This is a genomic window from Enterovirga rhinocerotis, from assembly GCF_004363955.1.
GTDB lineage: Bacteria > Pseudomonadota > Alphaproteobacteria > Rhizobiales > Beijerinckiaceae > Enterovirga > Enterovirga rhinocerotis.
Genome location: NZ_SNZR01000016.1, coordinates 1 through 24,092 on the forward strand (window position 1 = coordinate 1; position 24,092 = coordinate 24,092).

The 24,092-nt window shown below is 68.8% G+C and carries 23 protein-coding genes and 1 tRNA gene; 9 read left to right on the plus strand and 15 right to left on the minus strand.

Features of this window, described 5'->3' with window-relative positions; genetic code table 11:
• Both EV668_RS20505 and EV668_RS20510 read right to left on the minus strand, forming a co-directional pair.
• Positions 1-185: lysozyme (locus tag EV668_RS20505; RefSeq protein ID WP_166652570.1), on the minus strand; the 185-nt coding region annotated here is incomplete at its 3' end.
• 512 nt (positions 186-697) lie between these two features.
• Complete coding sequence (locus EV668_RS20510; protein ID WP_166652571.1) at positions 698-1,990, minus strand: tyrosine-type recombinase/integrase; 1,293 nt, start codon at positions 1,988-1,990, stop codon at positions 698-700.
• 628 nt (positions 1,991-2,618) lie between these two features.
• Between EV668_RS20510 and typA the strand changes: the two genes are divergently transcribed.
• Both typA and EV668_RS20525 read left to right on the plus strand, forming a co-directional pair.
• Complete coding sequence (typA, locus tag EV668_RS20520) at positions 2,619-4,442, plus strand: translational GTPase TypA (protein WP_133773652.1); 1,824 nt, start codon at positions 2,619-2,621, stop codon at positions 4,440-4,442.
• A gap of 134 nt (positions 4,443-4,576) precedes the next feature.
• Positions 4,577-5,323: an SDR family NAD(P)-dependent oxidoreductase gene (locus tag EV668_RS20525; protein ID WP_133773654.1), complete on the plus strand. Its 747-nt coding sequence runs from the start codon at positions 4,577-4,579 to the stop codon at positions 5,321-5,323.
• Positions 5,324-5,336: 13 nt separating this feature from the next.
• Here EV668_RS20525 and EV668_RS20530 read toward each other — a convergent pair whose 3' ends face one another.
• Both EV668_RS20530 and EV668_RS20535 read right to left on the minus strand, forming a co-directional pair.
• A complete protein-coding gene (locus EV668_RS20530) occupies positions 5,337-5,918 on the minus strand; it encodes a GNAT family N-acetyltransferase (protein ID WP_133773656.1) in 582 nt (193 codons plus the stop codon).
• The gene (locus EV668_RS20535) at positions 5,869-6,717 is read right to left on the minus strand and encodes a thermonuclease family protein (RefSeq protein ID WP_166652572.1); all 849 of its coding nucleotides are present in this window, start codon (positions 6,715-6,717) and stop codon (positions 5,869-5,871) included. Before EV668_RS20535 ends, EV668_RS20530 begins: the two co-directional genes overlap by 50 nt.
• 171 nt (positions 6,718-6,888) lie before the next feature.
• On the opposite strand from EV668_RS20535, the gene EV668_RS20540 reads away from it, so the two are divergent.
• Positions 6,889-6,965, plus strand: a tRNA-Arg gene (locus tag EV668_RS20540).
• A 103-nt stretch (positions 6,966-7,068) separates the two neighbouring features.
• Here the strand turns inward: EV668_RS20540 and EV668_RS20545 are convergent.
• A complete protein-coding gene (locus EV668_RS20545) occupies positions 7,069-8,124 on the minus strand; it encodes a helix-turn-helix domain-containing protein (RefSeq protein WP_133773660.1) in 1,056 nt (351 codons plus the stop codon).
• Positions 8,125-8,386: 262 nt separating this feature from the next.
• On the opposite strand from EV668_RS20545, the gene EV668_RS20550 reads away from it, so the two are divergent.
• From EV668_RS20550 to EV668_RS20575, 6 genes are all read left to right on the plus strand, one after another.
• Entirely contained in the window at positions 8,387-10,741 is a 2,355-nt protein-coding gene (locus EV668_RS20550; RefSeq protein WP_166652573.1) for a TonB-dependent siderophore receptor, read from the plus strand.
• Between the two features lie 98 nt (positions 10,742-10,839).
• Complete coding sequence (locus EV668_RS20555) at positions 10,840-11,715, plus strand: alpha/beta hydrolase (RefSeq protein ID WP_166652574.1); 876 nt, start codon at positions 10,840-10,842, stop codon at positions 11,713-11,715.
• Positions 11,716-11,719: 4 nt separating this feature from the next.
• A complete protein-coding gene (locus tag EV668_RS20560) occupies positions 11,720-12,616 on the plus strand; it encodes a siderophore-interacting protein (RefSeq protein WP_133773666.1) in 897 nt (298 codons plus the stop codon).
• Positions 12,606-13,760, plus strand: coding sequence for an ABC transporter substrate-binding protein (locus EV668_RS20565; protein ID WP_166652575.1), 1,155 nt, complete (start codon positions 12,606-12,608; stop codon positions 13,758-13,760). The genes EV668_RS20560 and EV668_RS20565 overlap by 11 nt, the downstream gene beginning before the upstream one ends.
• 4 nt (positions 13,761-13,764) lie before the next feature.
• A complete protein-coding gene (locus EV668_RS20570) occupies positions 13,765-14,826 on the plus strand; it encodes a FecCD family ABC transporter permease (RefSeq protein ID WP_133773669.1) in 1,062 nt (353 codons plus the stop codon).
• Positions 14,823-15,608, plus strand: a complete 786-nt coding sequence (locus EV668_RS20575; RefSeq protein ID WP_133773671.1) for an ABC transporter ATP-binding protein — start codon at positions 14,823-14,825, stop codon at positions 15,606-15,608. The genes EV668_RS20570 and EV668_RS20575 overlap by 4 nt, the downstream gene beginning before the upstream one ends.
• Positions 15,609-15,682: 74 nt before the next feature.
• Here the strand turns inward: EV668_RS20575 and EV668_RS20580 are convergent, their stop codons facing one another.
• From EV668_RS20580 to EV668_RS20625, 10 genes are all read right to left on the minus strand, one after another.
• A complete protein-coding gene (locus tag EV668_RS20580) occupies positions 15,683-15,967 on the minus strand; it encodes an SH3 domain-containing protein (protein WP_133773674.1) in 285 nt (94 codons plus the stop codon).
• A 19-nt stretch (positions 15,968-15,986) separates the two neighbouring features.
• Positions 15,987-16,478, minus strand: coding sequence for a hypothetical protein (locus EV668_RS20585; protein ID WP_133773676.1), 492 nt, complete (start codon positions 16,476-16,478; stop codon positions 15,987-15,989).
• Positions 16,479-16,552: 74 nt separating this feature from the next.
• On the minus strand, positions 16,553-17,581 hold the full coding sequence (truB, locus tag EV668_RS20590; protein WP_133773678.1) for a tRNA pseudouridine(55) synthase TruB: 1,029 nt from the start codon (positions 17,579-17,581) through the stop codon (positions 16,553-16,555).
• A 4-nt stretch (positions 17,582-17,585) separates the two neighbouring features.
• Positions 17,586-18,002 carry a 30S ribosome-binding factor RbfA gene (rbfA, locus tag EV668_RS20595; protein WP_133773680.1) on the minus strand — a complete coding sequence of 139 codons (417 nt, stop codon included), beginning with the start codon at positions 18,000-18,002 and terminating at the stop codon, positions 17,586-17,588.
• Positions 17,999-18,208, minus strand: coding sequence for a hypothetical protein (locus EV668_RS20600; RefSeq protein WP_133773683.1), 210 nt, complete (start codon positions 18,206-18,208; stop codon positions 17,999-18,001). The genes rbfA and EV668_RS20600 overlap by 4 nt, the downstream gene beginning before the upstream one ends.
• Before the next feature lie 235 nt (positions 18,209-18,443).
• A complete protein-coding gene (locus tag EV668_RS20605) occupies positions 18,444-18,893 on the minus strand; it encodes a YcxB family protein (protein WP_133773685.1) in 450 nt (149 codons plus the stop codon).
• 334 nt (positions 18,894-19,227) lie between these two features.
• On the minus strand, positions 19,228-19,677 hold the full coding sequence (locus EV668_RS20610; protein WP_133773687.1) for a hypothetical protein: 450 nt from the start codon (positions 19,675-19,677) through the stop codon (positions 19,228-19,230).
• Positions 19,678-19,814: 137 nt separating this feature from the next.
• A complete protein-coding gene (infB, locus tag EV668_RS20615) occupies positions 19,815-22,631 on the minus strand; it encodes a translation initiation factor IF-2 (protein ID WP_133773689.1) in 2,817 nt (938 codons plus the stop codon).
• Between the two features lie 7 nt (positions 22,632-22,638).
• Positions 22,639-23,319 carry an RNA-binding protein gene (locus EV668_RS20620; RefSeq protein WP_133773691.1) on the minus strand — a complete coding sequence of 227 codons (681 nt, stop codon included), beginning with the start codon at positions 23,317-23,319 and terminating at the stop codon, positions 22,639-22,641.
• 5 nt (positions 23,320-23,324) lie between these two features.
• Complete coding sequence (locus tag EV668_RS20625; RefSeq protein WP_133773693.1) at positions 23,325-24,062, minus strand: restriction endonuclease; 738 nt, start codon at positions 24,060-24,062, stop codon at positions 23,325-23,327.
• Between the last annotated feature and the right edge of the window lie 30 nt (positions 24,063-24,092).

A 24,092-nucleotide genomic window follows, 5' to 3' on the forward strand; every position in this document is an offset into this window, starting at 1 on the left:
TTCCGGAAGAGCGCCAGGGACTCGGCGACCGTCAGGTCCTCCATGAAGGTCGCCGGATCGGGCGCCCCGGCCGCCTTGGTGTGACCGACACCGATCGTCCAGACCCCGACCGAGTCCTTGTAGCGGCGCGTGACAATGCCTTCGTGGCTCACGATCTCCGCGAGCCCCCGTGCGGACACGTTCATTGATGTCTCCAGATGTACGAAAGCCCGCGCGAGGCGGGCTGGTGGGTTGACTATGGAGGTCGATTTTCGCCGAGTGGCCGCGGCTCAGGATTTCGCCGCCCATCCCTGAGCCAGACCTGTCGGGATGGGTCAGCGCTCTCCCGGCAGGTCACCTCGGCATTGGCGGGCCGTAAGGCGGCTGTGCCGTCTCAGGTTGGAGCGGCAATGAACGAGATCGACCCGCTTGAGCCCCTCGTGCCATCAGCCGCCGACTGGCTAACCGCAATGTGGTCTGCGGCTTGGCTGGCTGTCGGCTTCCTGATCGAACTGGTGCGCTAATGATCACAGATAGAGACGCGCCGTCGTTCGGCTGTCGTTGCGAGGGGGCTCTTAGTGGGGGACTCGCGCTTGATGCGACCTGCTAAAGCTGAAAGCCGACAGGATCTATCGAGGGCGCGTTGGCTGCTGGATTGTCGCAAACGTAGCTGAAGTAGCAGTGTAGCAGGAAGCGATGTTGCGCGAGGTCCGTCCCCTCACTCCCGCACTCGCTCCAGCTTAATGACGTTGCTGACTTCCGAGGTCTTGCTTGTGACCTCAGCCGCCCAGGCTTCAAGCGCTCGCCTCCGCTCCTCCGCGAAATCGTGACGCTGATAGACGCTCGCAACGCCTTTGAGCTTCGCGGGCTTGTGAGCGAGGAGTTTGTCGGCGACGATTGAGTCGAAGCCCAAGGCCGCCAGGCGGGAGACGCCCGTTCGGCGGAAGTCGTGCAGGCGCCATGGGACCACCTTCTCGGGCTCGACGCTGGCCTCTTTCGCAGCCTTGGCCCTGGCCTTCATGATGGCGGCATCCAGGCTGGCCTTGGCCCGCGAATAGCCCGATACGGGTGTCTTGCCCGTCGTGGTAAAGACGAGGTCGATCGGCTTGCCCTTGTCGTCGACCTGACGGGGAATGCCGGCCAGGATCGTGCGGGCGGCTTCCGGTAGGTGGACGTCATGAGCCCGACTGTTCTTCATCCTAGCTGCCGGAATCGTCCACGTCTTGCCGTCCTTGGAGAGTTCCGACCAGCGCATGCCAGCGACCTCCTCGCGGCGCTGAAGGGTGAGCAGCGCGAGCCGATAGAATGGGCCGAAGGGGTATCCGAGGGCGCCAGCCGCCTCCCATATCTCGGCGACCTCGGTTGGTGACAGAACGCGGTCGCGCTCGGTCGTCGCGGATGCGATCGGGAGGCGATGGAAGGGGCTCGACGGAACTCGACCGCGCTTCTCCGCCCAGGCATAGCAGGCCCTTCCGAATGCGATGGTCTGGGCTACCGTGGCAGTTTTGCCCTCTGCCGCGATCTCGTCGAGCACGGATACGACATCAGCACGGGACAGCCGAGCGGCCGGGCGCTTGAGATAGTCGGTAAAGGCGAACTTGAGGGCGCGCTTAGCCTCGGCCGCATAGCGCGGGCGCCTAGAGGACAGGTGCAGGTCGCCCCATTGATCGATCAGCTTGTCGAGCGTCAGAGCCTTCTCTGCCTTCTCTGCCTCGGCCGCCGCCTTAGCCTTCCGCCGCTCGGCGGCCGGGTCGATTCCCTTCGCGACGTCGCCAAGACGGGTCCGCACCGCCAAGCGGGCTTGCTCGATCGTGATGGACCCCCAGGCGCCCAACGGTTCGCGAACCTTCCGCTTGGTCGCGGGATCAGTCCACTGGACGAGGAAGCTCTTGGTGCCGGACGACGTGATCCGGAGCCCGAGCCCGCGACACTCGTCATCGAACACGAGCATGTCCTTCCGGCCTTCCGGCAAAGTCAGAGCCTTCAGGGAACGGTCGGTGAACCTCGCCATGCTTGCGGACCCCATGCGGACCCCGACAGACCGTATCCCGTGACGGCTTGTGGCGGCCTATGGCGCATTCATGCTCAACAACATACTGTAAAGCAAGGCCTTATGGCATCGCGTGGCGACCCGTGGCGGATACAACCCGCTTATTCGTAATGAGGGGGTCGGGGGTTCGAATCCCTCTTGCGCACCATTTGGACATCCCAGGCCGTCCGTAGGCCACGTCTTTTCGGACCGACGGTCGCCGACAGCACCTGACCGGGTCGCGCATCCTTGTCGGGTTCCTGTGCCTCGCATCATCCTGGGCGCCTGCGACCCCGCTCCTCTGTCCCAGGGACACCGCTCGGACGCCCCTTCGCACCCATCCCGCATGCCTGGGCGAAAAATCCCGGACGCGTCGGGATCGAGCCGTCGCATCCGATCCCGGAACCGTCCACCTCCGCGCCGGGCAGCGCTGGTGTCCCGTTCGGCGACTGGCCTGCGTGCCGGCCTTCTGACGCCGAGGCGACGGCGACACCGTTGCGGAATTCGCAACTTTCCCCTATGTGCGGCGCAGCAACCCGAACGACATCCGATCCTCAGCCGCGCGTCCGCCGACACGCGGCCCGACGTGTTGAGCGCCCGAGCCGACCTCATGAATCTGCGCAACATCGCCATCATCGCCCACGTCGACCACGGCAAGACGACGCTCGTCGACAAGCTCCTGCAGCAATCGGGATCCTTCCGCGAGAACCAGCGCGTCGCCGAACGCGTGATGGATTCCGGCGACATCGAGAAGGAACGCGGCATCACGATCCTCGCCAAGGCGACCTCGGTCGTCTGGAAGGACATCCGCATCAACATCGTCGACACGCCGGGCCACGCCGATTTCGGCGGCGAGGTCGAGCGCATCCTCTCGATGGTCGACGGCGTCATCGTCCTCGTCGACGCCGCGGAAGGCCCCATGCCGCAGACGAAATTCGTCGTCGGCAAGGCGCTCAAGATCGGCCTCCGCCCGATCGTCGCCATCAACAAGGTCGACCGGCCGGACGCGCGCGCCAACGAGGTGATCAACGAGGTCTTCGACCTCTTCGCCGCTCTCGACGCGACCGACGACCAGCTCGATTTCCCGATCCTGTACGGATCGGGCCGCAACGGCTGGATGGCCGAGACGCCCGAACAGCCCGAGAATGCGGACCTCTCCGCCCTCTTCGATCTCGTCGTCCGGCACGTCCCGCCGGCCAAGGTCGAGGAAGGCCCGTTCCGCATGCTGGGCACGCTGCTCGAGGCCAATCCCTTCCTCGGCCGCATCATCACCGGCCGCATCGCGGCGGGCACCGTCAAGCCGAACCAGACCATCAAGGTCCTCGACCGCGAGGGGAAGGTCGTCGAGACCGGCCGCGTCTCGAAGATCCTCGCCTTCCGCGGCATCGAGCGGCAGCCGATCGAGGTCGGCGAGGCGGGCGACATCGTCTCGATCGCCGGGCTCGTGAAGGGCTCGGTCGCCGACACCTTCTGCGATGCCGCCGTGGACACCCCGATCCAGGCCCAGCCGATCGACCCGCCGACCGTGACGATGTCCTTCATCGTCAACGATTCGCCGCTCGCGGGCACCGAGGGCGACAAGGTCACGAGCCGCATGATCCGCGACCGCCTGTTCAAGGAGGCCGAGGGCAACATCACGCTCAAGATCGAGGAGGCGACCGACAAGGATTCGTTCTTCGTCTCCGGCCGCGGCGAGCTTCAGCTCTCGATCCTGATCGAGACGATGCGCCGCGAGGGATTCGAACTCGGCGTCTCCCGCCCGCGCGTCGTTCTCAAGAAGGACGAGGAGGGGCGCGTCCTCGAGCCGATCGAGGAGGTCGTCATCGACGTCGACGAGGAGCATTCCGGCATCGTCGTCCAGAAGATGAGCGAGCGGAAGGCGGACATGATCGAGATGCGCCCGTCCGGCGGTGATCGTCTGCGGCTCGTCTTCCACGCCCCGACGCGCGGCCTCATCGGCTACCAGTCGGAACTGATGACCGACACGCGGGGCACCGCGATCATGAACCGGCTCTTCAAGGATTACGAGCCGTTCAAGGGCGAGATGCCCGGCCGCACCAACGGCGTGCTCATCTCGAACGATACCGGCGAGGCCGTCGCCTATGCGCTCTGGAACCTCGAGGATCGCGGCCCGATGGTGATCGATCCCGGCGTCCGGGTCTATCAGGGCATGATCATCGGCATCCACAGCCGGGACAACGACCTCGAGGTCAACGTCCTCAAGGGCAAGAAGCTGACGAACATCCGCACGACCTCGAAGGACGAGGCGGTGCGTCTCACGCCCCCGATCAAGATGACGCTCGAGCGCTCGCTCGCCTGGATCCAGGACGACGAACTCGTCGAGGTGACGCCGAAGTCGATCCGGCTGCGCAAGGCGATCCTCGATCCGAACGAGCGCAAGCGGGCCGAGAAGTCCAAGGCCGAAGCGGCGTAAGCATCGCGGCCGGGTTCCGTGCCCTGCACGGGACCCGGCTGCCATCCTCCCGGTTGCGGCCGGGCTGAAAGGCGTCGATTGTCCCGACCGGGCCGTAGCGGATCGCAATCCGGCAGGCGCAGGGAGGGGACGACGTGAACCAGATCGATCTCAACGGACACGTGGCGGTCGTCACCGGCGGCGCGCAGGGCATTGGCCAGGCGGTCGTCGAGCGCTTCGCCGCGAGCGGCGCGACGGTCGAGATCTGGGACCTCGACGGAGACCTCGCGGCCGAGACCGCGCGGGCGATCGGCGGGTCCGTCACGGCCCGCGGGGTCGACGTCACGGATGCCGAAGCCGTCGAGGCGGCGGCAAAGGCGGTCGAGGCGGCGCTCGGGCCGGTCGATATCCTCGTCACCGCCGCCGGCATCGCCGGGCCCAACACCCAGACCTGGAATTATCCGATCGCCGATTGGCAGAAGATCATGCGGATCAATGTCGACGGCACCTTCCATTGCTGCCGCGCCCTGGTCCCGTCCATGATCGCTCAGGGCTACGGGCGTATCGTCACGGTGGCGTCGGTGGCGGGCAAGGAGGGCAATCCCAACGCCTCCGCCTATTCCGCCTCGAAGGCGGCCGTGATCGGGCTCACGAAGTCCCTGGGCAAGGAACTCGCCGGCTACGACATCGCCGTGAACACGATCACGCCCGCCGCGGCCCGCACGCGCATCTTCGACCAGATGACCGAGGAGCATGTGAACTTCATGCTCGCGAAGATCCCGCGCGGCCGCTTCGTCGAGACGCGCGAACTCGCCGCCATGATCGCCTGGCTCGCCTCGGCCGAGAATTCCTTCACCACCGGGGCCGTCTTCGACGCATCGGGCGGCCGCGCCACCTACTGACCCGTGCGGCGGGTCATCCGAGCCCGTCGAGACGGGCGATGAGGGCCGCGGGACCGTCCCAGGCATAGCGGCGAAGCTGATAGACGCGCCCGTCCGGCTGCCGCTTGGTCGGGTGCTCGACGAGCCTGCCCTGCCAGCGCTCGTAGGCGGCCTTGGCGCGCTCGTTCTCCTCGAGGACGGTGAGATGGAGCGGCGTCGCTTCGTGCGCGCCCCCGACGAGGAGGCGGGCCGCCTCGCGGAAGACGCGGCGCCCGAGCCGCAATCGAAGCGCGTCGGGATGGACGTGCAGGTTGTCGACCAGCGAGCCCCAGCGTGGGTCTGAGCCGGCGAGAATGCAGCAGAAGGCCAGCGGCTCAGCGCCCGGGCGCGAATCCGCCCCCTCCGCCAGCACGGTGATCTGGTTCGGATCGACGGAGCCGGCGAAGCGGCGGCGCCAGAGCGCCGTCCGTTCGGCCTCCAGCTCGTCGTCGAGATAGGCGTCGGTCAGGATGCCGCGATAGGCGAAGCGCCAGCTCGCCACCTGAAGCGCGGCGATCGCCTCCCAATCAGCGGGTTCCGCCTCCCGCAGGCGCACTCCCTCCAGCCCCCTGGTCATCGCCTCTCGCCCCTCCCGGTCGGGCGCCCCGCCCGGCCTTTCGGCCGGTGTCGGGGGCGTCGTCTTCGAGCTGCTCTATCACGTCTGCGGTTGCGATCTCCATGCCCGGCGCCCGGCGCATCTCGACGATGCCGCGGACACGAACCCTGCGTCCCCTGAGCGCGGCGGCCGACAATCCGCGCCGCTTCATCTCGTCCCAGCGACGGCGAGGGATCGAGACCGCGAAATCGCGCGCGAAGTCGCGGCCGAAATTCAGATAGGTCCATCGGGTGCGTTCGCCGACGCTCACGATCCGTCCCTCGACCAGGGCGAAGCGGCCGACGCTGCTCGCGATGACGGCGGGGTCGGCAGCCGGAAGCGGGATCTCGCTCTCCCACATCCCGACCCTCCGTCGCCGGGCGTCGTCCTCCACAGCGAGGAGGCCTCGCCGGCATAGGCCGTCCTGCTCGCCCGGATCGACGATCGCGAGCCCCTCCGCGACCAGGCTTTGGGCGAGATCCGTCCCTCCCTCGGTCAGGACGAGGCGCGCTGCGCGGCGCCCCCAGCGGTCCTCCGTCCCGGCCTTCGTTCCCGAGACCCGGGCTCCGCGCAGCGGCGCGAGCCGGCGGGCCGTCGCCGTCTCGTCGGCAGGGCGGATATCGGCGAGGCGGAGGACTTCGCCCTCTTCGAGCACGATCCGATCGACCTCGATCCGTGCGATCCGCCCGTCGACGATCCCGTCCTCGCAGGCCGCGTTCGCCGGCGCGGCCGCAGCCAGAGCGAGCCAGACGAGACATAGGGCGCGGGCCTGGAGGAGCATCGTAGCGGATCGCCGTCTCGTCGCCGCGATGGGCCGGATGCCAGCGCGGCTTCGTCCTGCGGGAACAAACCACCTGGCCGGGCCCATCCGCAACGGCTTATCGCCGCCGGCCTCTTGAACCTGAAGCCCTCTCGGCTCATACAGGCTTGCGAGTGACACGCCCTACGGCACGTCTCGGTAGCTCAGCAGGATAGAGCACAGGTTTCCTAAACCTGGGGTCGGGGGTTCGATTCCCTCCCGGGACACCATTTTCCCAAGCACTCTCAATATTTTAGAGACCGATCGGCGTCCGTAGCGGTGCGCTGGGCGCAGACGTCGCTTGCGGTCGGCCCATGAGCGCGAGGGCGTGCCTTACGAAGGGGCAGCGGGGCGCGCGCTCTCGCCATCGAGGTTGGCAGGACCGTTCCCCGCGCGCGCCTGCCGTGGCGTCAGACCGAACCGACGGCGGAAGGCCGTGGCGAAGTTCGCGGCGCTGCCGTAGCCGGCGAGTTTCGCGGCACTTGCGACCGTCTCGCCCTGCTCGAGACGGGCGCGGGCCGCATCCAGCCGGCGGCCCCGCACATATTCGTAGACCGAGCATCCATAGCCGGATCGGAACAGGCGCTGGAGGGACCCGGCCCCGAGACCCAGCCGGTCTCCGATGGCAGCGACGCTCAAATCCTCGGACAGGGCCGCCTCGATCACGTCCCGGGCGCGGCCGAGACGCATCGCATCCGTGCGGGCCAGCCGGTTGCCGGCCGAGGGCGGCTCGAGCGTCGCCAGGGCCTCCCCGATCAGGTCGAGAGCGATGCTCTCGTCGCGAAGGCGCGCCACGGGCGGCGTGCCGCGCGGATCGGTCTTCAGGAGGTCGCCGACCAGCGCGCAGAGCCGATGGGACGGGAACCAGCGCGAGATCGCCAGATGCTCGCTCGCCCCGACCGGCAGAACGGGGCTGCCGCGGCCGAAGGTCTGGTCGAGCCAATCCGGCGAGACGCTGACCATCGCCTTGTGGACGCGTGTCCCGCGCCGGGCCCGCCGCACGAAGCGGGCCGGGCGCTGCCAGCTCATCAGGAGGCCGAGGGGCGCGGCGTCCGGGCGCCGGTGCCGGCCGATGGGAAGCGTCCGCCCGCCGATCGACACGTCGAGGCCGTCCGTATCCTCGAGGAACAGATAGAAGCCGAGGCCGGGGCGCTGGAGGGCCGAGGTGTGCAGGTCGTGCAGGTCCTCCGTCTCCGTCACGTGCAGGACGAGGCCGTCGCGCAGGGAGAGGTGCCGAAAGCGGCCCGCCAGGACCGGCTCCTGGTCGTCGAGGATCGGCGCGACCGTGTACTCGCCCGACCGATAGGCGGCCGAGCTCGTCAGGAAGCTGAACGGAATGGGCGCGAGCCCTTCGCGCGAATCCGGCGTTATGGTTGGAGCCGAGGCCACGCGACCATAGACAACTTCCTTGCGGTATCGTCAAGAAAAGCAACAACAAATCAAAGTAGAATACTTCTAATCTATCTGATGTTGCACTTATGCATCGCCGAGCAAAAACAACAATCGGATGATCCGACCGCAAACATCCGTGCGCGTCTCACAAAGATCACGCCGTGGCGGGACGAAGGTCGCCCGGATAAGCCGGGCCATCGATCCGGGGCCATGAAGCATGACGATCCACTTTGACGAGGATGTGGCTGGACAGAGGGCCATGCCGACCGCCCTGAAAGCCTCGGCTGCGATGGGCCTTCTCGTCCTGCTGTCGACGACCGCGCTCGCCCAGCAGACGGGCGGCACGCTGCCGCCCGTCACGGTCGACCCGCCGGCGGAGCGTCGCATGGCGCCCCGCGCCGTGCAGCCGGCGGCTCGCGCCGAATCCGCGCGCCGGGCCGCCCCCCGCCGCGCCCGCCAGACGCCCGTCCGGGCCGTCGCCCATCCGAGCGCCGTTCCGGTCTCCGCCCCCGCGACCGCGCCCGTCCCGGTCGAGCGCGCCAACGGCCCCGTCGCCGGGATCGTCGCGACCCGCAGCGCGACCGGCACCAAGACCGACACGCCCATCCTCGAGACGCCGCAATCGATCTCCGTGATCCCGCGCGCGCAGATGGACCAGCAGGGCGTCGAGAGCGTCTCGCAGGCGCTGCGCTATTCGGCGGGCATCGCTCCCGAGGCCCGTCCGGCCAACAACCGCTACGACAGCATCTTCGTGCGCGGCTTCGGCGGCGGCGGGACGAGCGCGAACTACGTCAATTACTGGGACGGCATGCGCGTCTTGCGCGGCCAGAACTATCTCGTCCCGTCGATCGACCCCTATTCGCTGGAGCGGATCGAGGTCCTGCGCGGGCCGGCCTCCGTCCTGTTCGGACAGGTCAATGTCGGCGGCCTCGTCAACATGGTCTCGAAGCGCCCGACCGAGGTGCCGGTGCGGGAGGTCCAGCTCCAGACCGGCAGCTACGGCCGCATCCAGACCGCCTTCGATCTCGGCGGCCCGATCGACGAGCAGGGCCAGTTCCTCTACCGCGTCACCGGCCTCTTCCGGGATGCCGGAACGCAGGTGAGCCACACGGAGGAGCAGCGCATCATGATCGCGCCGTCCTTCACCTGGCGGCCGAACGACACGACCAAGCTCACCGTCTACGGCCATTACCAGCGCGATCCCGAGACCGGCTTCTACGGCTTCCTGCCGGCTCTCGGCACGCTCTACGCGAACAAGTACGGTGGCCGCATCCCGACGAAGTTCTTCACCGGCGAGCCCGGCTTCGAGGGCTTCCACCGGAATCAGGCCCATCTCGGATACGAGATCGAGCACAAGCCGATGGACGGCGTGACGCTGCGCCAGAACCTGCGCTTCGTCGACATGGATTCGAAGTTCCGCACGGTCGTCGCCGCGGGCCTCCAAGCCGACCAGACCACGCTGAACCGCCGCATCACCTATTCGCGGGAGGCCGCGAGGGGCCTGATCGTCGACAACCAGGCCCAGTTCGACTTCACGACCGGACCGCTCCAGCACAAGGTGCTGGTCGGAATGGACTACCTGAACGTCGCCTCGCATCACAATACGGGCGTCGCCAGCGGGAACCCCATCAACTACCTCGCTCCCGTCTACGGCCAGACGACGTTCGGCTCCCTGACGGCGCCGCGCGGCCAGCAGGACCAGCGTCAGCTCGGCATCTATGCGCAGGACCAGATCAAGTTCGAGCGCCTCGTGATCACCGGAGGCGTGCGTCAGGACTGGGCCGAGACGCGAACATTCGATTTCGGCAACTTCAGCAGAACGAAGTCGATCGAACAGGCGACGACGGGGCGTGTCGGCGCTGTCTATCTGTTCGATAACGGGCTCGCCCCCTACGCCAACTATGCGACCTCCTTCGACCCTCTGGTCTCGGGCAAGACCCTCGAAGGAACCCCGCTCGCCCCGACGACCGGCGAGCAATACGAGGTGGGCCTGAAGTACCGGCCGGTCGGCTACAACGCCTTCGTCCAGGTCTCGGCCTACGATCTCACCCAGAACAACGTGGCCTCGGCCATTCCGGGGCAGCCCGGCCTCTTCACCCAGATCGGACAGGTCCGCTCGCGCGGCATCGAGTTCGAGGCGCGGGCCACGGTCGCGAAGAGCCTCGACCTGATCGCGTCCTTCGCCACGATGGATGTCGAGATCACGCGCGCCGGCTGGAGGGATGCGACGGTCGGGCAGCGTCCGATCGGTGCTCCGGCCCATACCGCCTCGGGCTGGGCCTATTACACGGTCCAGGACGGTTGGCTCGACGGGCTCGGCTTCGGCGGCGGCGTCCGCTACATCGGCGGCACGCTCGGCCAGAACAATCCGACCGTAGCCCCGGTCATTCCCGGCGCCACCACCGGCGTGTTCAAGGTGCCGGCCTATACGCTCTACGATGCTGCCGTCAGCTACGATTTCGGGCGGAAGTTCCCGGAGCTGAAGGGCCTCAAGCTTTCGGTCAACGCGACGAACCTCACCGACAAGACCTACGTCGCGAGTTGCTTCGCCAGCGCCCAATGCGTCTACGGCTACCGGCGCGCCGTGCTTGGCACGCTCAGCTATCGCTGGTGAGCGGCACGCGTCGGCGCGGCCCAGGGCCGGCCGTTCTTCCGACGCGGCGGGCCTTGCTCGCCGCGTCGGCCTTTGCAGGGATGACGAGCACCTCCGCCATGGCCCTCGATAGCCTGTCGTCCGAACGGAGCGCCGTCGCGGTTCTGGGCGCCTTTTCGCTGGACGTCGCGACGCGCGGCGGCGCGGCCTACCGGATCTTCGTCTGGCGTCCGGACGCGCCGGCGCCGCCGGCCGGCTATCCGGTCACCTATCTCCTCGACGGCAACGCGGTCTTCGGAACCGCGGTCGACATCGCCCGGCTTCAGCAGATGGGCTTCGGCCCGAAGCCGAACCCGCCGGGCGCGATCGTGGCCATCGGCTATCCCGGCGACGATCCCATCTCGCCCGAGCGCCGGACGCTCGACCTCACGCCTGCAGCACCCGCGAAGCCCTTGCCGCCGCGGCCCGACGGCAGGCCACAGCCGCCGAGCGGAGGCGCAGACAGCTTCCTCGACATCATCGAGAGCGAGATCAAACCCGCCGTCGCGCGGCATCTGCCCCTCGATCCCGCGCGGACGACGCTGTTCGGGCACTCTTTCGGCGGCCTGTTCACACTGCATTGCCTGTTCACACGGCCCCACGCTTTTGCTGCCTATGTCGCGGCGAGCCCCTCGATCTGGTGGAATCCGGCGGCGATCCTCGGCAGCGAGCGGACCTTCGCCGCCCGTCCTGCCGCGGATCGCGCACGGCGCCTCCTCATCACGGTCGGCGACGGCGAGCAGCCGCCCGCCGACGCCGCCTCGGACGAGGCCTTCGCACGCCGCCTCGCGGAGGCACGCATGGTCGATCACGCGCGGGACATGGCCGCCCGGCTCGCCGCCATGCCCGGCCTGACGAGCCGTTTCCATCTGTTCGCCGGCGAGAGCCACGGCTCGGTCATTCCGGCGGCATTGTCCTTGGGGCTGCGCTTCGCGGCCGAGACGAGCGGAGGCTGAAGGGATGTCCGACGACGGCAAGCCGTGGACCAGGCGCTTCCGCCAGATCCGCGTGGTCGAGATGCTGCGGGCGACGAACGTCACGCCGCGGATGCGCCGCGTCACGCTGGGCGGGGCGGAGGCGGCCGATCTGCCGCTCGGCCCGACGCTCAAGCTGCTGATCCCGCCGCCGGGGCTCGGGCGGCTCGAATGGCCCGCGGAGACCAGACCGCTCGTCTGGCCCGACGAGGCCCTCCGGCCGGCCGTGCGCACCTATTCGGTCCGCCGCCAGGATCTCGCGGCGGGCGAGCTCGAGGTCGATTTCGTTCTGCATGGGGATGGGCCGGCCGCCACCTGGGCGGCAACGGCAAAGCCCGGCGACGTGATCGGCATCAGCCGTCCGAGCGGACGCGAGATCGCCAAGGCCGCCTGGATCTGCGTCGCCGGCGATCACACGGCCGTCCCGGCGATCACCGCGATGCTGGAGACGATGCCGCGCGAGACGACCGGCCACGTCTTCATGGAGGTGCCGGGTCCGGAGGAGGAGCAGCCGGTCTCCGCGCCGCCCGGAGTCGCGGTGACCTGGCTTCACGCGCGCCCGGACCAATCCCGGCTCGCGGCCGTGTTCAAGGACGTGCCCTGGCCCGATCATGACGATGTCGGGATCTGGGTCGGCGCCGAATCCGATACCGCGCGCAGCCTTCGTGCCTATGTGAGGGATGTGCGCGGCGTCGATCGCCGCCGGTTCCTGGTCATCGGCTATTGGAAGCGCGGCATGAGCGAGACGGCCTATGGCGAGGCGCTGGATCACGACCGGGACGCGGATTACTTCGCGGTCGCGCTCGAGGAGGAGGCGGCCCGCCACGGCCATGCCCATGGGGGCCATCGTCACCATGACGGCAAGCACGACCATGCGCATTGAGAGAGGCCGGACCGGGCTGGTGCGGGCGGCCTTCGCCGCTGTCCTCGCGGCCATGCTGCTCGTTCTCGCCCCGGCCGGCGGGGCGCGGGCCGAGCCGATCGCGCTGACCGACATCACCGGACGCAGCGTCACGCTGAAGGCGCCGGCGAAGCGCATCCTGCTCGCGCAGGGGCGGCATCTGAACGCCCTCGCGCTTCTCCATCCCGATCCCGCCAGTCTCGTCGTCGGCTGGGCGGGCGATCTCAAGCGGGACGCGGCGACCTACGACCTCTACCGACGCCGCAACCCCGCCATCGACGCGATCCCGGTCCTCAGCACGGGCACCCTCGACAGCCTGTCGATCGAGAAGGCCATCGCGCTCGAGCCGGACCTCGTCGTCCTCAGCCGTTTTGCCGACGGCGCGGGCGGGAAGGGGCAGGGAGGACTTCTGGCCCGGCGCTTCGAGGCCATCGGCATCCCCGTCATCGTCATCGACTTCTTCCAGGCGCCCCTGAAGGAGACGGAGGCGAGCCTGCGCATCCTCGGCCGGGCCATCGGGCACGAGGATCGGGCGCTCGCCTACAACGCCTTCTATCGCGAACGGCTCGACCGGATCGCGACGCGGCTCGCCGCGCCGGGCCTCGTCCGCCCCCGCGTCTTCGTCCACGCCCATGCCGGCGGGCCGACCTGCTGCTATTCGCCCGGACGGGGCACCTTCGACGGAATCATCCGCGCGGCAGGCGGGCACAATATCGGCGCGGACGTGATCCCCGGCCCGACGGGCGAACTCAGCCTCGAATATGTCGCGAGCGCGCGGCCCGAGGTCTATGTCGGCACCGGCGGTACCTACCAGGCCCGCAGCGGCGGGCTCGTCGTCGGCAGCGGGGTCGAGCCCGCCGAGGCGCGGCGCTCGCTCGAGGCGACGGTCGCACGGCTGAACCTGCAGGTGATCTCGAAGCTCGATCCGGCCCGCATCCACGGGATCTGGCAGTTGTTCAACGACACGCCGCTGCATCTCGTCATGGTCGAACTCCTGGCGAAATGGTTCCATCCCGAACTCTTCGCCGATCTCGATCCGGCCGCGACCTTGAACGAGATCAACACGCGCTACCTGTCGGTTCCGCTCGAAGGCGCCTATTGGACGAGCCTCGGCAGACCGGAGTGAGCCGATGACCGTTCAGGCGCCCGGCGGCGCGCCGGCGCTTGCGGCCCATGACCGGCGCGTCCGGCGGCGGCTCGCCATCCTGCTTCTGCTGGCGGCGATCGCCCTCTGCGGCTTCGTCCTCGACGTCTCGACCGGGCCGGCGAATCTCGCACCCGGCCAGGTCCTGCGCGCGCTGCTCGATCCGGGCGGCGTCGGCCGGGGTCTCGCCTCGATCGTCTGGGACGTGCGCCTGCCGATCGCGCTGCTGGCGCTCGGGGTCGGTGCCGCTCTGTCGCTGGCGGGGGCCGAGATGCAGACGGTGCTCGACAATCCGCTCGCGAGCCCTTTCACGCTCGGCATGTCCTCCGCCGCGACCTTCGGGGCCGCGCTCGCGATCGTGCTCGACCTCTCGGTCCCGGGCGTGCCGCAGGGCTGGCTGATCTCGGTCAACGCCTTCCTGTTCGCGCTCCTCTCCGCGATGCTGCTCCAAATGCTCGCCCGGCTGCGCGGCATCGCCGGCCCCGAGACGATCGTGCTCTTCGGCATCGCGCTCCTCTTCTCCTTCAACGCGCTCGTCGCGCTGATCCAGTTCGTCGCCAGCGAGCAGGCGCTGCAGCAGCTCGTGTTCTGGACCCTCGGCAGCCTGTCGCGGGCGAGTTTCGACAAGGCCGGCGCCGTCGCGCTGGTGATCGCCGTGACCTTGCCGCTCTCGGTCGCCTCGTCCTGGCAACTGACCGCGCTGCGGCTCGGCGAGGAGCGCGCCGCGAGCTTCGGCGTCCCCGTCGGCCGGCTGCGCTTTTTCGCCCTCGCGCGGATCAGCCTCCTGACGGGGACCGCCGTCGCCTTCGTCGGCGTGATCGGCTTCGTCGGGCTGATCGGGCCGCATATCGCGCGGCTGCTGGTCGGCGAGGATCATCGCTTCTTCCTGCCGGGAAGCGTGCTCGCGGGGGCGGCGCTCATGGCCTTCGCCTCGGTCGCGAGCAAGATCATCGTGCCCGGCGTGCTGATCCCGGTCGGGATCGTGACGGCGCTCGTCGGCATCCCGGCCTTTCTCGCGATCGTCCTGACGAGCGGGCGGCGAGGATGAGCGGGCTTCGCATCCGCGGCCTGTCCGCCGGCTATCGCGGCCGCGAGGTCGTCAGGTCGCTGGATCTCGAGGGGATCGCGCCCGGCACGGTGACTGCCCTCGTGGGTCCGAATGCAGCGGGCAAATCGACCCTGCTGCGCGCCATGGCGGGGCTCATCCCCGCCTCCGGATCGGTCGTGCTGGACGGAGAAGACCTCCTGGCTCTCGATCTCGATGCCCGCTCGGCGCGGATCGGCTTCATGCCGCAGTCGCTGCCGCATCGGGTCTCCCTGTCGGTCTTCGAATCGGTCCTCGTGGCTCTGAAAGCCTCCGGCGGAGCCGGCCGGATGGACCCGAGGGCGAGGGTGATGGCCGCCCTCGATCGGGTCGATCTCGGCGATCTCGCCAACGAGCCTCTCGACCGGCTTTCAGGGGGACAACGCCAACTCGCGAGCCTCGCCCAGGCGATCGTGCGCGAGCCGCGCCTGCTGCTGCTCGACGAGCCCACCAGCGCGCTCGATCTCGGCCACCAATTCGCGGTGATGAGCATGGCCCGCTCCCTCGCGGAGGCAGGGGGGATCGTCATCGTGGTGCTCCACGATCTGGTTCTCGCGGCGCGGTGGGCCGATCGCGTCGCGGTGCTGCGTCGAGGTGCCCTGCGTGCCTTCGGGCCGGCCGACGACGTCCTCACGCCGGAGGTCTTTGCCGATACCTGGGCCGTTCGAGGCCGCCTGATGCGCTCGCCGCTCGGCGTGCCATATCTGGATGTCGACGCGATCGGACGCGATACGCCCCCGGAATAGTGGCCGGCAGGGCCGGCTCGCCGGGCAGTTCGGGCCTCCGATCCGGCGGCGCGATCAAGGCCGCCGACGATCGATCAGCAGTTCAGGAAGTTCCGGTACACCCAGCCGATGCCCTGGTTCGTATCGAGGTTGCGGACGAACACCCAGAGGCGGCCGCGTTCGTCGCGGCGCGATTCCGAGATCGTCACCTGGGTGCCGTTGGCGATCACGCCGACGACGCGGCCGTTCGGCTCGATGCGGATGTTCAGCGGCGTCCCCGTCGGATCGGACACGTAGCAGAAGGTCTGGGCGGAGGCCGCGCCGGCAGCCAGCAGCAGGGCAGCGCCGCTCAGGGCACCGAGAAGGGCTCGATGGATCACGCTCGTCTCCGATCTGTCGTCATGAAGGGCTCAAGGCCGCACCGCTCCGCCGGACGAGCCGGCGCCCGCAGGCCTTCTCGAGGCGCTCGATCTTCGCGCGGGCGCCCGTCAACGGGAAGCTGCGATCCGGCCCAGGAATCTGCTCGGCCGCCCTGCCGGCGAGGACGAGCTCTTCGCCGGCCTTCGCCGCGGCGAGGAGGCCGTCGGTGACGCCCATCTTCGGGAGCGGGACGTCGGACAGGATGAAGGAATCGGACGCGCCGTCGATCTCGACCCGAAACGTCGTCCGTCCGATCCGGATCACGGAGGCCCGGTCGGCGAGCCAGCCGCGCGGCGGATTCGTGACACGGAGCCAGATCGCCTTGTCGGCGGCGCATTCGAACGCGAGGCGGCTCTTTCCGGCCCGCGCCGGGAAAGAAGTCTCGGGAGCCGCCGCTTTCGCCGCCATGCTCCCGGCCGGGACGGCGAGGGCGACGGCGATCACTCCGAGGGTGGCGGCGCGACGGGTCATGGCAAGCCTCCTAGATGACCATCATGAGGAGGCTATGTCGTCGCGCCGCGTTTTGTTTCGGCGGCTTTACGTCCTCAACCGCCGAGGCTGAAGACGCGGTGGGGCAGAAACTCTCCCTTCTCGACGTCGCCGACCGCGACCAGCATGTCGTTATAGGTGGCGTAGACGCGCCCTTCGAGCGGCGCATCGCGGCCGCGCAGGATCGCTGGCTGGCCGCGCATCAGGCGCCCGGCCTGATCGCGGGAGACCGGAACCGCCTCGAGATCGCAGAGCGCGATCACCACGGGTTCGAGAAGATTGGGCGGGATCTCGCCCGAGGTGCCCGCCTCCTGGAGGTCGCCGACGGACACCGAATTGCCCTCGTTGAAGGGGCCGACGCGGGTGCGGCGAAGCGCCGAGACGTGGCCGAGGCAGCCGATGGCACGGCCGAGATCGCGCGCGAGCGCGCGCACATAGGTGCCCTTGCCGCAATCGGCGCGCAGGATCGTGCGCTCGCCGTCATGAGCCATGATCTCGAGCCGCTCGACCTCGACGACGCGGGACTTCAGCTCGACCACCTCGCCGTCGCGCGCGAGGTCGTACGCGCGCTCGCCCTGGATCTTCACCGCCGAATAGCGCGGGGGGACCTGTTCGATCGTCCCGGTGAAGGTCGGCAGTTGCGCCTCGACCTCCTCGCGGGTCGGAAACCGGTTCGTCGCCTGGACAGGCTTGCCCTCGGCATCGTCCGTATCGGTCTCGACGCCCCAGGCGACGGTGAAGACATAGGCCTTCTTGCCATCCATCACATACGGCACGGTCTTCGTGGCCTCGCCGAGCGCGATCGGCAGGATGCCCGAGGCGAGCGGATCGAGCGTGCCGGCATGGCCGGCCTTCTTGGCGTTCAGCGCGCGCTTGACGAGGGCGACGGCATAGGTGGAGGTCATGCCGACCGGCTTGTCGAGCACGCACCAGCCGTTGATCGTGCGGCGCTTCGGCCGGTCCTGCTGGGGGCGCCGATCGCGCGGCTGGCGATGGCCCTCACGAGGGCGGTCCTGCGCGCCGTCATGCCTTGCGCCAGCACCTTCGGCCCGCGCTTCGGCGGGCTCCGTTTCATCGACGGTCATGTGATCAATCCTCTTGGGTATCGTCTTTGGCCGGCGTCGTATCCCGCCGCACCTTGTCGCTGTTCAGGAGCGCGTCGATCCGGGCCGCCTCGTCGAAGGTCTCGTCGCGGCGAAAGCGGAGGTCGGGCGCGTATTTCATGTTGGACAGGCGATGCGCGACCTCGGTCCGCAAGACCTTTCGGTTCCGCTCGAGCGCCTCGAGCACGGCCTTCTCGTCCTTGCCGCCGAGCGGCATGATATAGGCCGTGGCGAGCTTGAGGTCCGGCGACATGCGGACCTCGGGGATGGTCACGACATGGCCCGCCAGAACCGGGTCATGCACGTCACCGCGCTGGAGCACCTCCGCGAGGGCGTGGCGCACGAGTTCGGCGACGCGCTGCTGGCGCTGCGAGGGGCCTTTGGCTTCTGGGCGTTTGGTCATGGTTGCGTTGCTCTTTGGGGCCACAGGCAGTCGACAAGGAGCGGAAGCGCCAGAGCGACCGGAGCGAGGGCGGCATAGCCGAGGCTTCGGTTCAGCCCGTCCCGATAGGGCAGCCTGCAGCCCTCGCGGATCATCCCCTGCACAAACGGATCGGCGTCGATATTGCCTTCCAGCAGTGTCACGAGAAGCGGCGCGGTGAGCGCCAAGGCAAGCGCCCAAGCAGCCGCCTGCGACCGACGCGTGATTGCGGCCCAGGTTAAAGCCAGAAGGACAGCCCAAAGCAGAGGCGTTCCGAAGATCGCCAATTCTTCCCCCTTGTCACAGACCTCCGCGGATGCCGGAGACGAGACGAGAAGGGCGGCGGCGATCCAGCGAGTCTTACCTCTCCCGGGCGGGCTACGGCGTTTGCAGGGGGCGGAGCGGCAGTCGGTGATGATGGCGTCATCCCTCATGCGGCACCCTTTGCCTCAGGAGCGCGAGCGCGTCCTGCCACGAGGCGTCGTCCGGGAAGGAGCGGCGCGGGACGGTCAGAGCCTCCCAGCGGGCGATCTTCAGCAGCACCCTGTCGTCCTGCTCGATCCGGGCGGCGAACCGGTTCCACGGAACGTGGCTCGCGACGCCCTCCACATCCGCGTCGACGCCGTCCTCCGAGAAGGACAGGACGACGATCTTCCCGGCAATGGCGAAGGAGCTGAAGCGCGCCGTCAGGATCGCCACGGAGATCAGATGCATGTTCGCCCAGACGACGAGGAGCGCGAGCGTCATCGCGACGAGATCGGGTCGCCGCAGCAACGAGGCCCATTGGCGGCCATCCGGCCAGCCGCCGACGCCGTACATGACGGCCGCGAGCAGAAAGACGAGCGCGAGGAGCGGCAGAAGCAGACGCTTCATCCAGCTCGGCCTGTAAAGCGCGCGACCGAGCCGCCACATGTCCCGACGCTCGAACCGGTAGCGGATCGAGGGGAACGCCTCATGCGGGCCGATCCCTCCCCCAAGGGGAGGGCGAGTCGAAGCGGAGCTTCGAGCCGGGGTGGGGATATCCCGGCCGGGCGGCACCCCACCCCGGTCGGCTGTCGCCGACTCGCCCTCTCCTGAAGGGGAGGGATCGAGAGCAGCCTGCCCGTGGGGGCGAGGTCGCTGAATCCCCTGCTCCTCGTCCTGAGGAGCCCCGCCAAGCGGGGCCTCGGCATGAGGAAGGGAGGAGTCGGCGTCGCGCCGGAGGCTCTCAGGATGCATGTCGGAGCCCGTGCGAAACCCAGGCAGCGCCGGCCGCCATCGCCCAAGCGAGCGGAAGCCCGAGGGAGGGACCGGTTCCGATGTGGGCGAGAGAGGAAGCCGGCAGGCAGCCTTCGCGGATGGCAGCGGCGATGACGTCGTTCCCATCGCTCGCGTACAGCCCCCACAACAGGAGGGAATGCGCAGCCGCCACGGACAGGACCAAGGCAGCGATCCAGCGGAAATGTGGAAACCGCATTGCCGCCAGGACAGTCAGGACGAGCACGAGCGCGACGAGCTTCCAGGCTTCCACCGAAGCCCAGTTGCCCGCGGCCGGAGGCGTCCACGACACGGGTCCATGCTCACGGCGCCAGCCGTCACCGGCGACCTTGTCGCATACCTCCGCCCATGCCGGGGCGGCTGCGGCCAATGTGAAAGGCAGAATGAGAAGTCGGGTCATCGTCTCGGCCGGATTTGAACCGGCGTCCTCCATGCGTCGTTGCGTGACACGAAGCGACGAGGCAACCCGGCCCGCCGCACCGGCGTTCCAGATTGCCTCGCTTCGCTCGCAATGACGCGAAGCGCTCTCCGATCAGATCAGAGCGTGCGCTTCTCCGCGTGGACCAGGTAGCATTCGATGAAATCGCCCGCCTGGATCCGCTCGTAGTTCTCGAAGGACATGCCGCAATCCTGGCCGGCCACGACCTCCTTGACGTCGTCCTTGTAGCGCTTGAGCGTCGAGAGCTTGCCCTCGTGGATGACGACCCCGTCGCGAATGAGGCGGACATGGGCGCCCCGCTCGACCCGACCGTCCTCGACCCGGCAGCCGGCGACCTTGCCGATCTTCGAGACGTCGAAGACTTCGAGGATCTTGGCCTCGCCGAGGCGCTCTTCGCGCAGGTTCGGCGGCAGGAGGCTCGACATCGACTCGCGCACATCGTCCACGAGGTCGTAGATGATGTTGTAGTAGCGCACGTTGACGCCGGCCTGGTCGGCGGCCTCGCGGGCCTCCTTGTGGGCACGGACGTTGAAGCCGATGATCAGCGCACCCGTCGCCTGCGCCAGCGTCACGTCGGATTCGGTGATCGCACCGACACCGGCGTGAAGGATGCGGGCCGAGACCTCCTCGTTGCCGATCTTCTCGAGCGCGGCCGTGATGGCCTCGACGGAACCCTGGACGTCGCCCTTGAGGACGAGCGCGTAGTCCTTCCGGGCCGAGCCCTCCTGACGCTCGCGCATCAGTTCGGCCATGGAGGCGCGCTGGCCGGCGGCGCGGGCCGCCAGACGCTCGCGCTTCACGCGGGCACGGTAATCGACGATCTCGCGGGCACGCGCCTCGCTCTCGACGACGGCGAGCCGGTCGCCGGCCTCGGGCGTACCGTTGAAGCCGAGGATCTCGACCGGCGTGGAGGGCGGCGCGTCGCGCTGCGATTCGCCGTCATCCGAGATGAGGGCGCGGACGCGGCCCCATTCGGCGCCGGCGACCACGATCTCGCCGTTATAGAGCGTGCCGCGCTGGATCAGCACGGTCGCGACAGGGCCGCGGCCGCGATCGAGCTTCGCCTCGATGACCGTGCCTTCGGCCGAAGCCTCGGGATCGGCGCGCAGGTCGAGTAGTTCGGCCTGGAGCTGGATGCCTTCGAGCAGTTCCTTCAGGCCGGTTCCCTTGAGCGCGGAGACCTCGAATTCGAGGGTCTCGCCGCCCATGGATTCGACCTGGATGTCGTGCTGGAGCAGTTCCGTGCGCACGCGCTGCGGATCGGCACCCGGCTTGTCGATCTTGTTGATCGCCACGATGAGCGGCACTTCGGCCGCCTTGGCATGGCTGATCGCCTCGATCGTCTGAGGCTTCACGCCGTCATCGGCCGCCACGACCAGGACCACGATATCCGTGACCTTGGCACCGCGCGCCCGCATCGACGAGAAGGCCGCGTGGCCGGGCGTATCGATGAAGGTGATGAGCCCGCCGAGCGGCGAGCGCACCTGGTAGGCACCGATATGCTGGGTGATGCCGCCCGCCTCCCCGCGCACGACATCGGTCTTGCGGACCGCGTCGAGCAGCGAGGTCTTGCCGTGATCGACATGGCCCATGATCGTCACGACCGGCGGGCGCGTCTCGGTCTCGCTGTCGTCGTAGTCGGTCTCGTAGAGGCCTTCCTCGACGTCGGATTCGGCAACGCGCTTGACGGTGTGGCCGAGTTCCTCGGCGATGAGCTGAGCGGTGTCGGAATCGATCACGTCCGTGATCTTCATCATCTGGCCCTGCTTCATCAGCAGCTTGATGACGTCGACGGCCCGTTCGGCCATGCGGCTCGCGAGTTCCTGGACCGTGATGGTCTCCGGGATCACGACCTCGCGGGCGAGCTTCTCCTTCTCCTCCTGGTAGCCGCGGCCGGTCATGCGCTGCATGCGGCGGCGGTAGGAGGCGACCGAACGCGTGCGCTCGTCCTCACCGGACGTCGCGGAGGCGATGGTCAGGCGGCCGCCACGGCGTTCGCCGCCCCCGCCGCGCTTCGGCGGGGTGATGACCTTGGTCGGCATGCCGGGACGGCGGATGACGACCTTGCGATCGCTCTCGTCCTCCATCGCCGGAGTGCCGCGGCCGGCAGGGCGTGCGGCGGTCGCGGCCGGGCGCGCAGCCGCGCCGGCTGCGGGTTTCGCAGTCGCGGCAGCCGGCTTCTGCTCGGGAGCCGGCGCCGGGCGGCGGCCCAGCATGTCGAGATTCATGGGCCGACGATGGGCGTCGAGCGTGCGCAACTTCGCGGGCGACGCCGTCGGCGTCGCAGGCGGAGGAACAGGCGTCGGGGCCGAGCCCGAGGGCGCGGGCTGCGGGCGAGCCTGGGCCTCGCCCAGGCGGCGGCGAGCCTCCTCTTCGGAGCGGCGCTTGCGATCGTCTTCCTGACGGCGACGTTCGTCTTCGTCGCGCTTGCGCAGCTCGGCGGCTTCGCGCTCGACGGCTTCGCGCGCCTCACGCTCCGCACGCTGGCGGCTGGCTTCTTCGGCGACACGGCGGTCCTCGGCGAGACGCCGACGCTCCTCCTCCTCGCGGACGACGTCGCTCAGCACGTTCCGGCGTGCCTCGCGCTCCTGATCCGTCAGGGTCTGCAGGACGATGCCCCGCGGACGTGCAGCGGGCGCAGGGGAAGCGGACGGTGCCTTCGCCGGCTCGGGCGCCGCACTTGCGCGCGGCACGCTGACCGCCGGGCGCGCGGGCGCAGCCGGACGGGCCACCGGAGCCTCCTTGATGGGAGCAGCGGGCCCTTGACGGCGCTTGACCGTCTCGACCACGACCGTGTTCGAACGGCCGTGCGAGAAGCTCTGCCTCACAGTGCTCTGTTCGGCCGGGCGCTTGGGCAGCGACAGCGTCTTCGGGACGTGAAGCGTCTTGTCGCCCGGGGTCTTCGTGTCACTCATCCAGTTCTCAATCCTGCCCGTCGGGCCCAGCATTCCGGCTTGACCGATCAACGTCTCGCGGCTGCGTGGCCGCGTCGTCGTCAACGCCCCGGAATCGGCGAAGACGGCGCCAGCGCGCATGGCAGCCTTCGCTGCCGGCACCTGCGAGAAGAGCGGCATGTATCACATGGACACGGCCCAACGCCATGTCCAAATCGTCACCACTCAGATCATCGTAAGTGGGAACTGGGAATATTGGGGCTGGAGCGGCATTTCGCAATGCGTTTGCCAGTTTTCGCCGGCCGTCCTCTGCCGCCTCGCGGGCGTGAATCAGCACTGCCGCCTGTCCGGAGCGGAGCGCCGCCTCAACTTTGCCGAAGCCGCAGGTCAGCGCGCCTGCCTTGTTGGCGAGACCGAGCGCCCCTGTCAGATCCCGTACAAGGGCGTCATCGACCACGGCGACGAGGTCGGGCGACGCCTTGGCCTCGCGCTTGAAGGCGCGCGAGAACAGGCGGCGCTTGACCGCCTCTGCGAGAATCGCCGCGCTCGGCGTCACCCACGCCCCCCGGCCGGGAAGCCGTCCGCGCAGATCCGGCACCACCTCGCCCTCGGGGCCGAGGACGAAGCGCATCAGGTCCGATTGCGGCAGCGTCGTTCGCGTGACGATGCAGGTCCGCTCGGGGACGCGTTTCGAACCGGCCGGATTCATGACGCTCACTCCGGCCCGAGCCGGTCGAGGCCGGACATCTGCGTGTAGTGCAGCAGGACGACTCCGGTCGTCGCGGCGAGGTCGCGGGCCGAGCGCGTGAACTCGGCATTGGTCACGACGGCTGCGTGGTGGGCACCGTAATGCTCGCGCGCGGCGAAGGCTTCCTGGACCGCCTTGTTGCCGACGGGCCGCTGGAACAGCTTGCATTGGACGACGAGCCGGACACCGCTCTTCTCCGCGATGATGTCGGCGCCCTGATCGCCGCTCGCGACCGTCGTGCGGGCCGACCAGCCGCGCGCCGTCAGAGCGCCCGCGCAATGGGCCTCGAAGGCGCCGGGCGTGAGAGCGGAGACAGCCTGGTTCGCGCTTTCCAGGGATCGCGCCCGCGCCAGGACGCGATCCTCGATCTCGTCGCGGAAATGGCCCGCCAGCCAGTCGCCCCGCGCGACCGCCCGACGCTCCTCTTCAGAGAAGCGCGGGCGGATCACGTTGTCGACGAAGTGACGGATCTCGTCCTGCCAGCGCCCGGTATCGGCAACCCCGTAATCGTCGATGCGGATCAGCATGGCACGCCGCCGGGTCAGGGTCTCGAGATGCTCGCCGATGACGTCGGAGGCCGTCGCCATGGCGGAGCGGATGGCCGCGCTCTGGCGGCGATAGACGACAACGCAGAACAGGAGGAGCGGCGCGAGAAGCGCCGCCACCGCCACGAGAATTGTGTCGAGACCGATCGGGGCCGCCATGACGTTCTTGCGGTCCCTGGCACGGTTGCC

Coding starts and splice junctions, on each gene's coding strand:
- EV668_RS20605 (WP_133773685.1), bottom strand. CDS start 18,893: ATGAAGCGTCTGCTTCTGCCGCTCCTCGCGCTCGTCTTTCTGCTCGCG.
- EV668_RS20510 (WP_166652571.1), bottom strand. CDS start 1,990: ATGGCGAGGTTCACCGACCGTTCCCTGAAGGCTCTGACTTTGCCGGAA.
- rbfA (WP_133773680.1), bottom strand. CDS start 18,002: ATGACCAAACGCCCAGAAGCCAAAGGCCCCTCGCAGCGCCAGCAGCGC.
- EV668_RS20530 (WP_133773656.1), bottom strand. CDS start 5,918: ATGACCAGGGGGCTGGAGGGAGTGCGCCTGCGGGAGGCGGAACCCGCT.
- EV668_RS20620 (WP_133773691.1), bottom strand. CDS start 23,319: ATGAATCCGGCCGGTTCGAAACGCGTCCCCGAGCGGACCTGCATCGTC.
- EV668_RS20585 (WP_133773676.1), bottom strand. CDS start 16,478: ATGACCCGTCGCGCCGCCACCCTCGGAGTGATCGCCGTCGCCCTCGCC.
- EV668_RS20550 (WP_166652573.1), top strand. CDS start 8,387: ATGCCGACCGCCCTGAAAGCCTCGGCTGCGATGGGCCTTCTCGTCCTG.
- EV668_RS20555 (WP_166652574.1), top strand. CDS start 10,840: ATGGCCCTCGATAGCCTGTCGTCCGAACGGAGCGCCGTCGCGGTTCTG.
- EV668_RS20535 (WP_166652572.1), bottom strand. CDS start 6,717: ATGCTCCTCCAGGCCCGCGCCCTATGTCTCGTCTGGCTCGCTCTGGCT.
- EV668_RS20610 (WP_133773687.1), bottom strand. CDS start 19,677: ATGACCCGACTTCTCATTCTGCCTTTCACATTGGCCGCAGCCGCCCCG.
- truB (WP_133773678.1), bottom strand. CDS start 17,581: ATGACCGTCGATGAAACGGAGCCCGCCGAAGCGCGGGCCGAAGGTGCT.
- EV668_RS20575 (WP_133773671.1), top strand. CDS start 14,823: ATGAGCGGGCTTCGCATCCGCGGCCTGTCCGCCGGCTATCGCGGCCGC.
- infB (WP_133773689.1), bottom strand. CDS start 22,631: ATGAGTGACACGAAGACCCCGGGCGACAAGACGCTTCACGTCCCGAAG.
- typA (WP_133773652.1), top strand. CDS start 2,619: ATGAATCTGCGCAACATCGCCATCATCGCCCACGTCGACCACGGCAAG.
- EV668_RS20625 (WP_133773693.1), bottom strand. CDS start 24,062: ATGGCGGCCCCGATCGGTCTCGACACAATTCTCGTGGCGGTGGCGGCG.
- EV668_RS20570 (WP_133773669.1), top strand. CDS start 13,765: ATGACCGTTCAGGCGCCCGGCGGCGCGCCGGCGCTTGCGGCCCATGAC.
- EV668_RS20565 (WP_166652575.1), top strand. CDS start 12,606: ATGCGCATTGAGAGAGGCCGGACCGGGCTGGTGCGGGCGGCCTTCGCC.
- EV668_RS20560 (WP_133773666.1), top strand. CDS start 11,720: ATGTCCGACGACGGCAAGCCGTGGACCAGGCGCTTCCGCCAGATCCGC.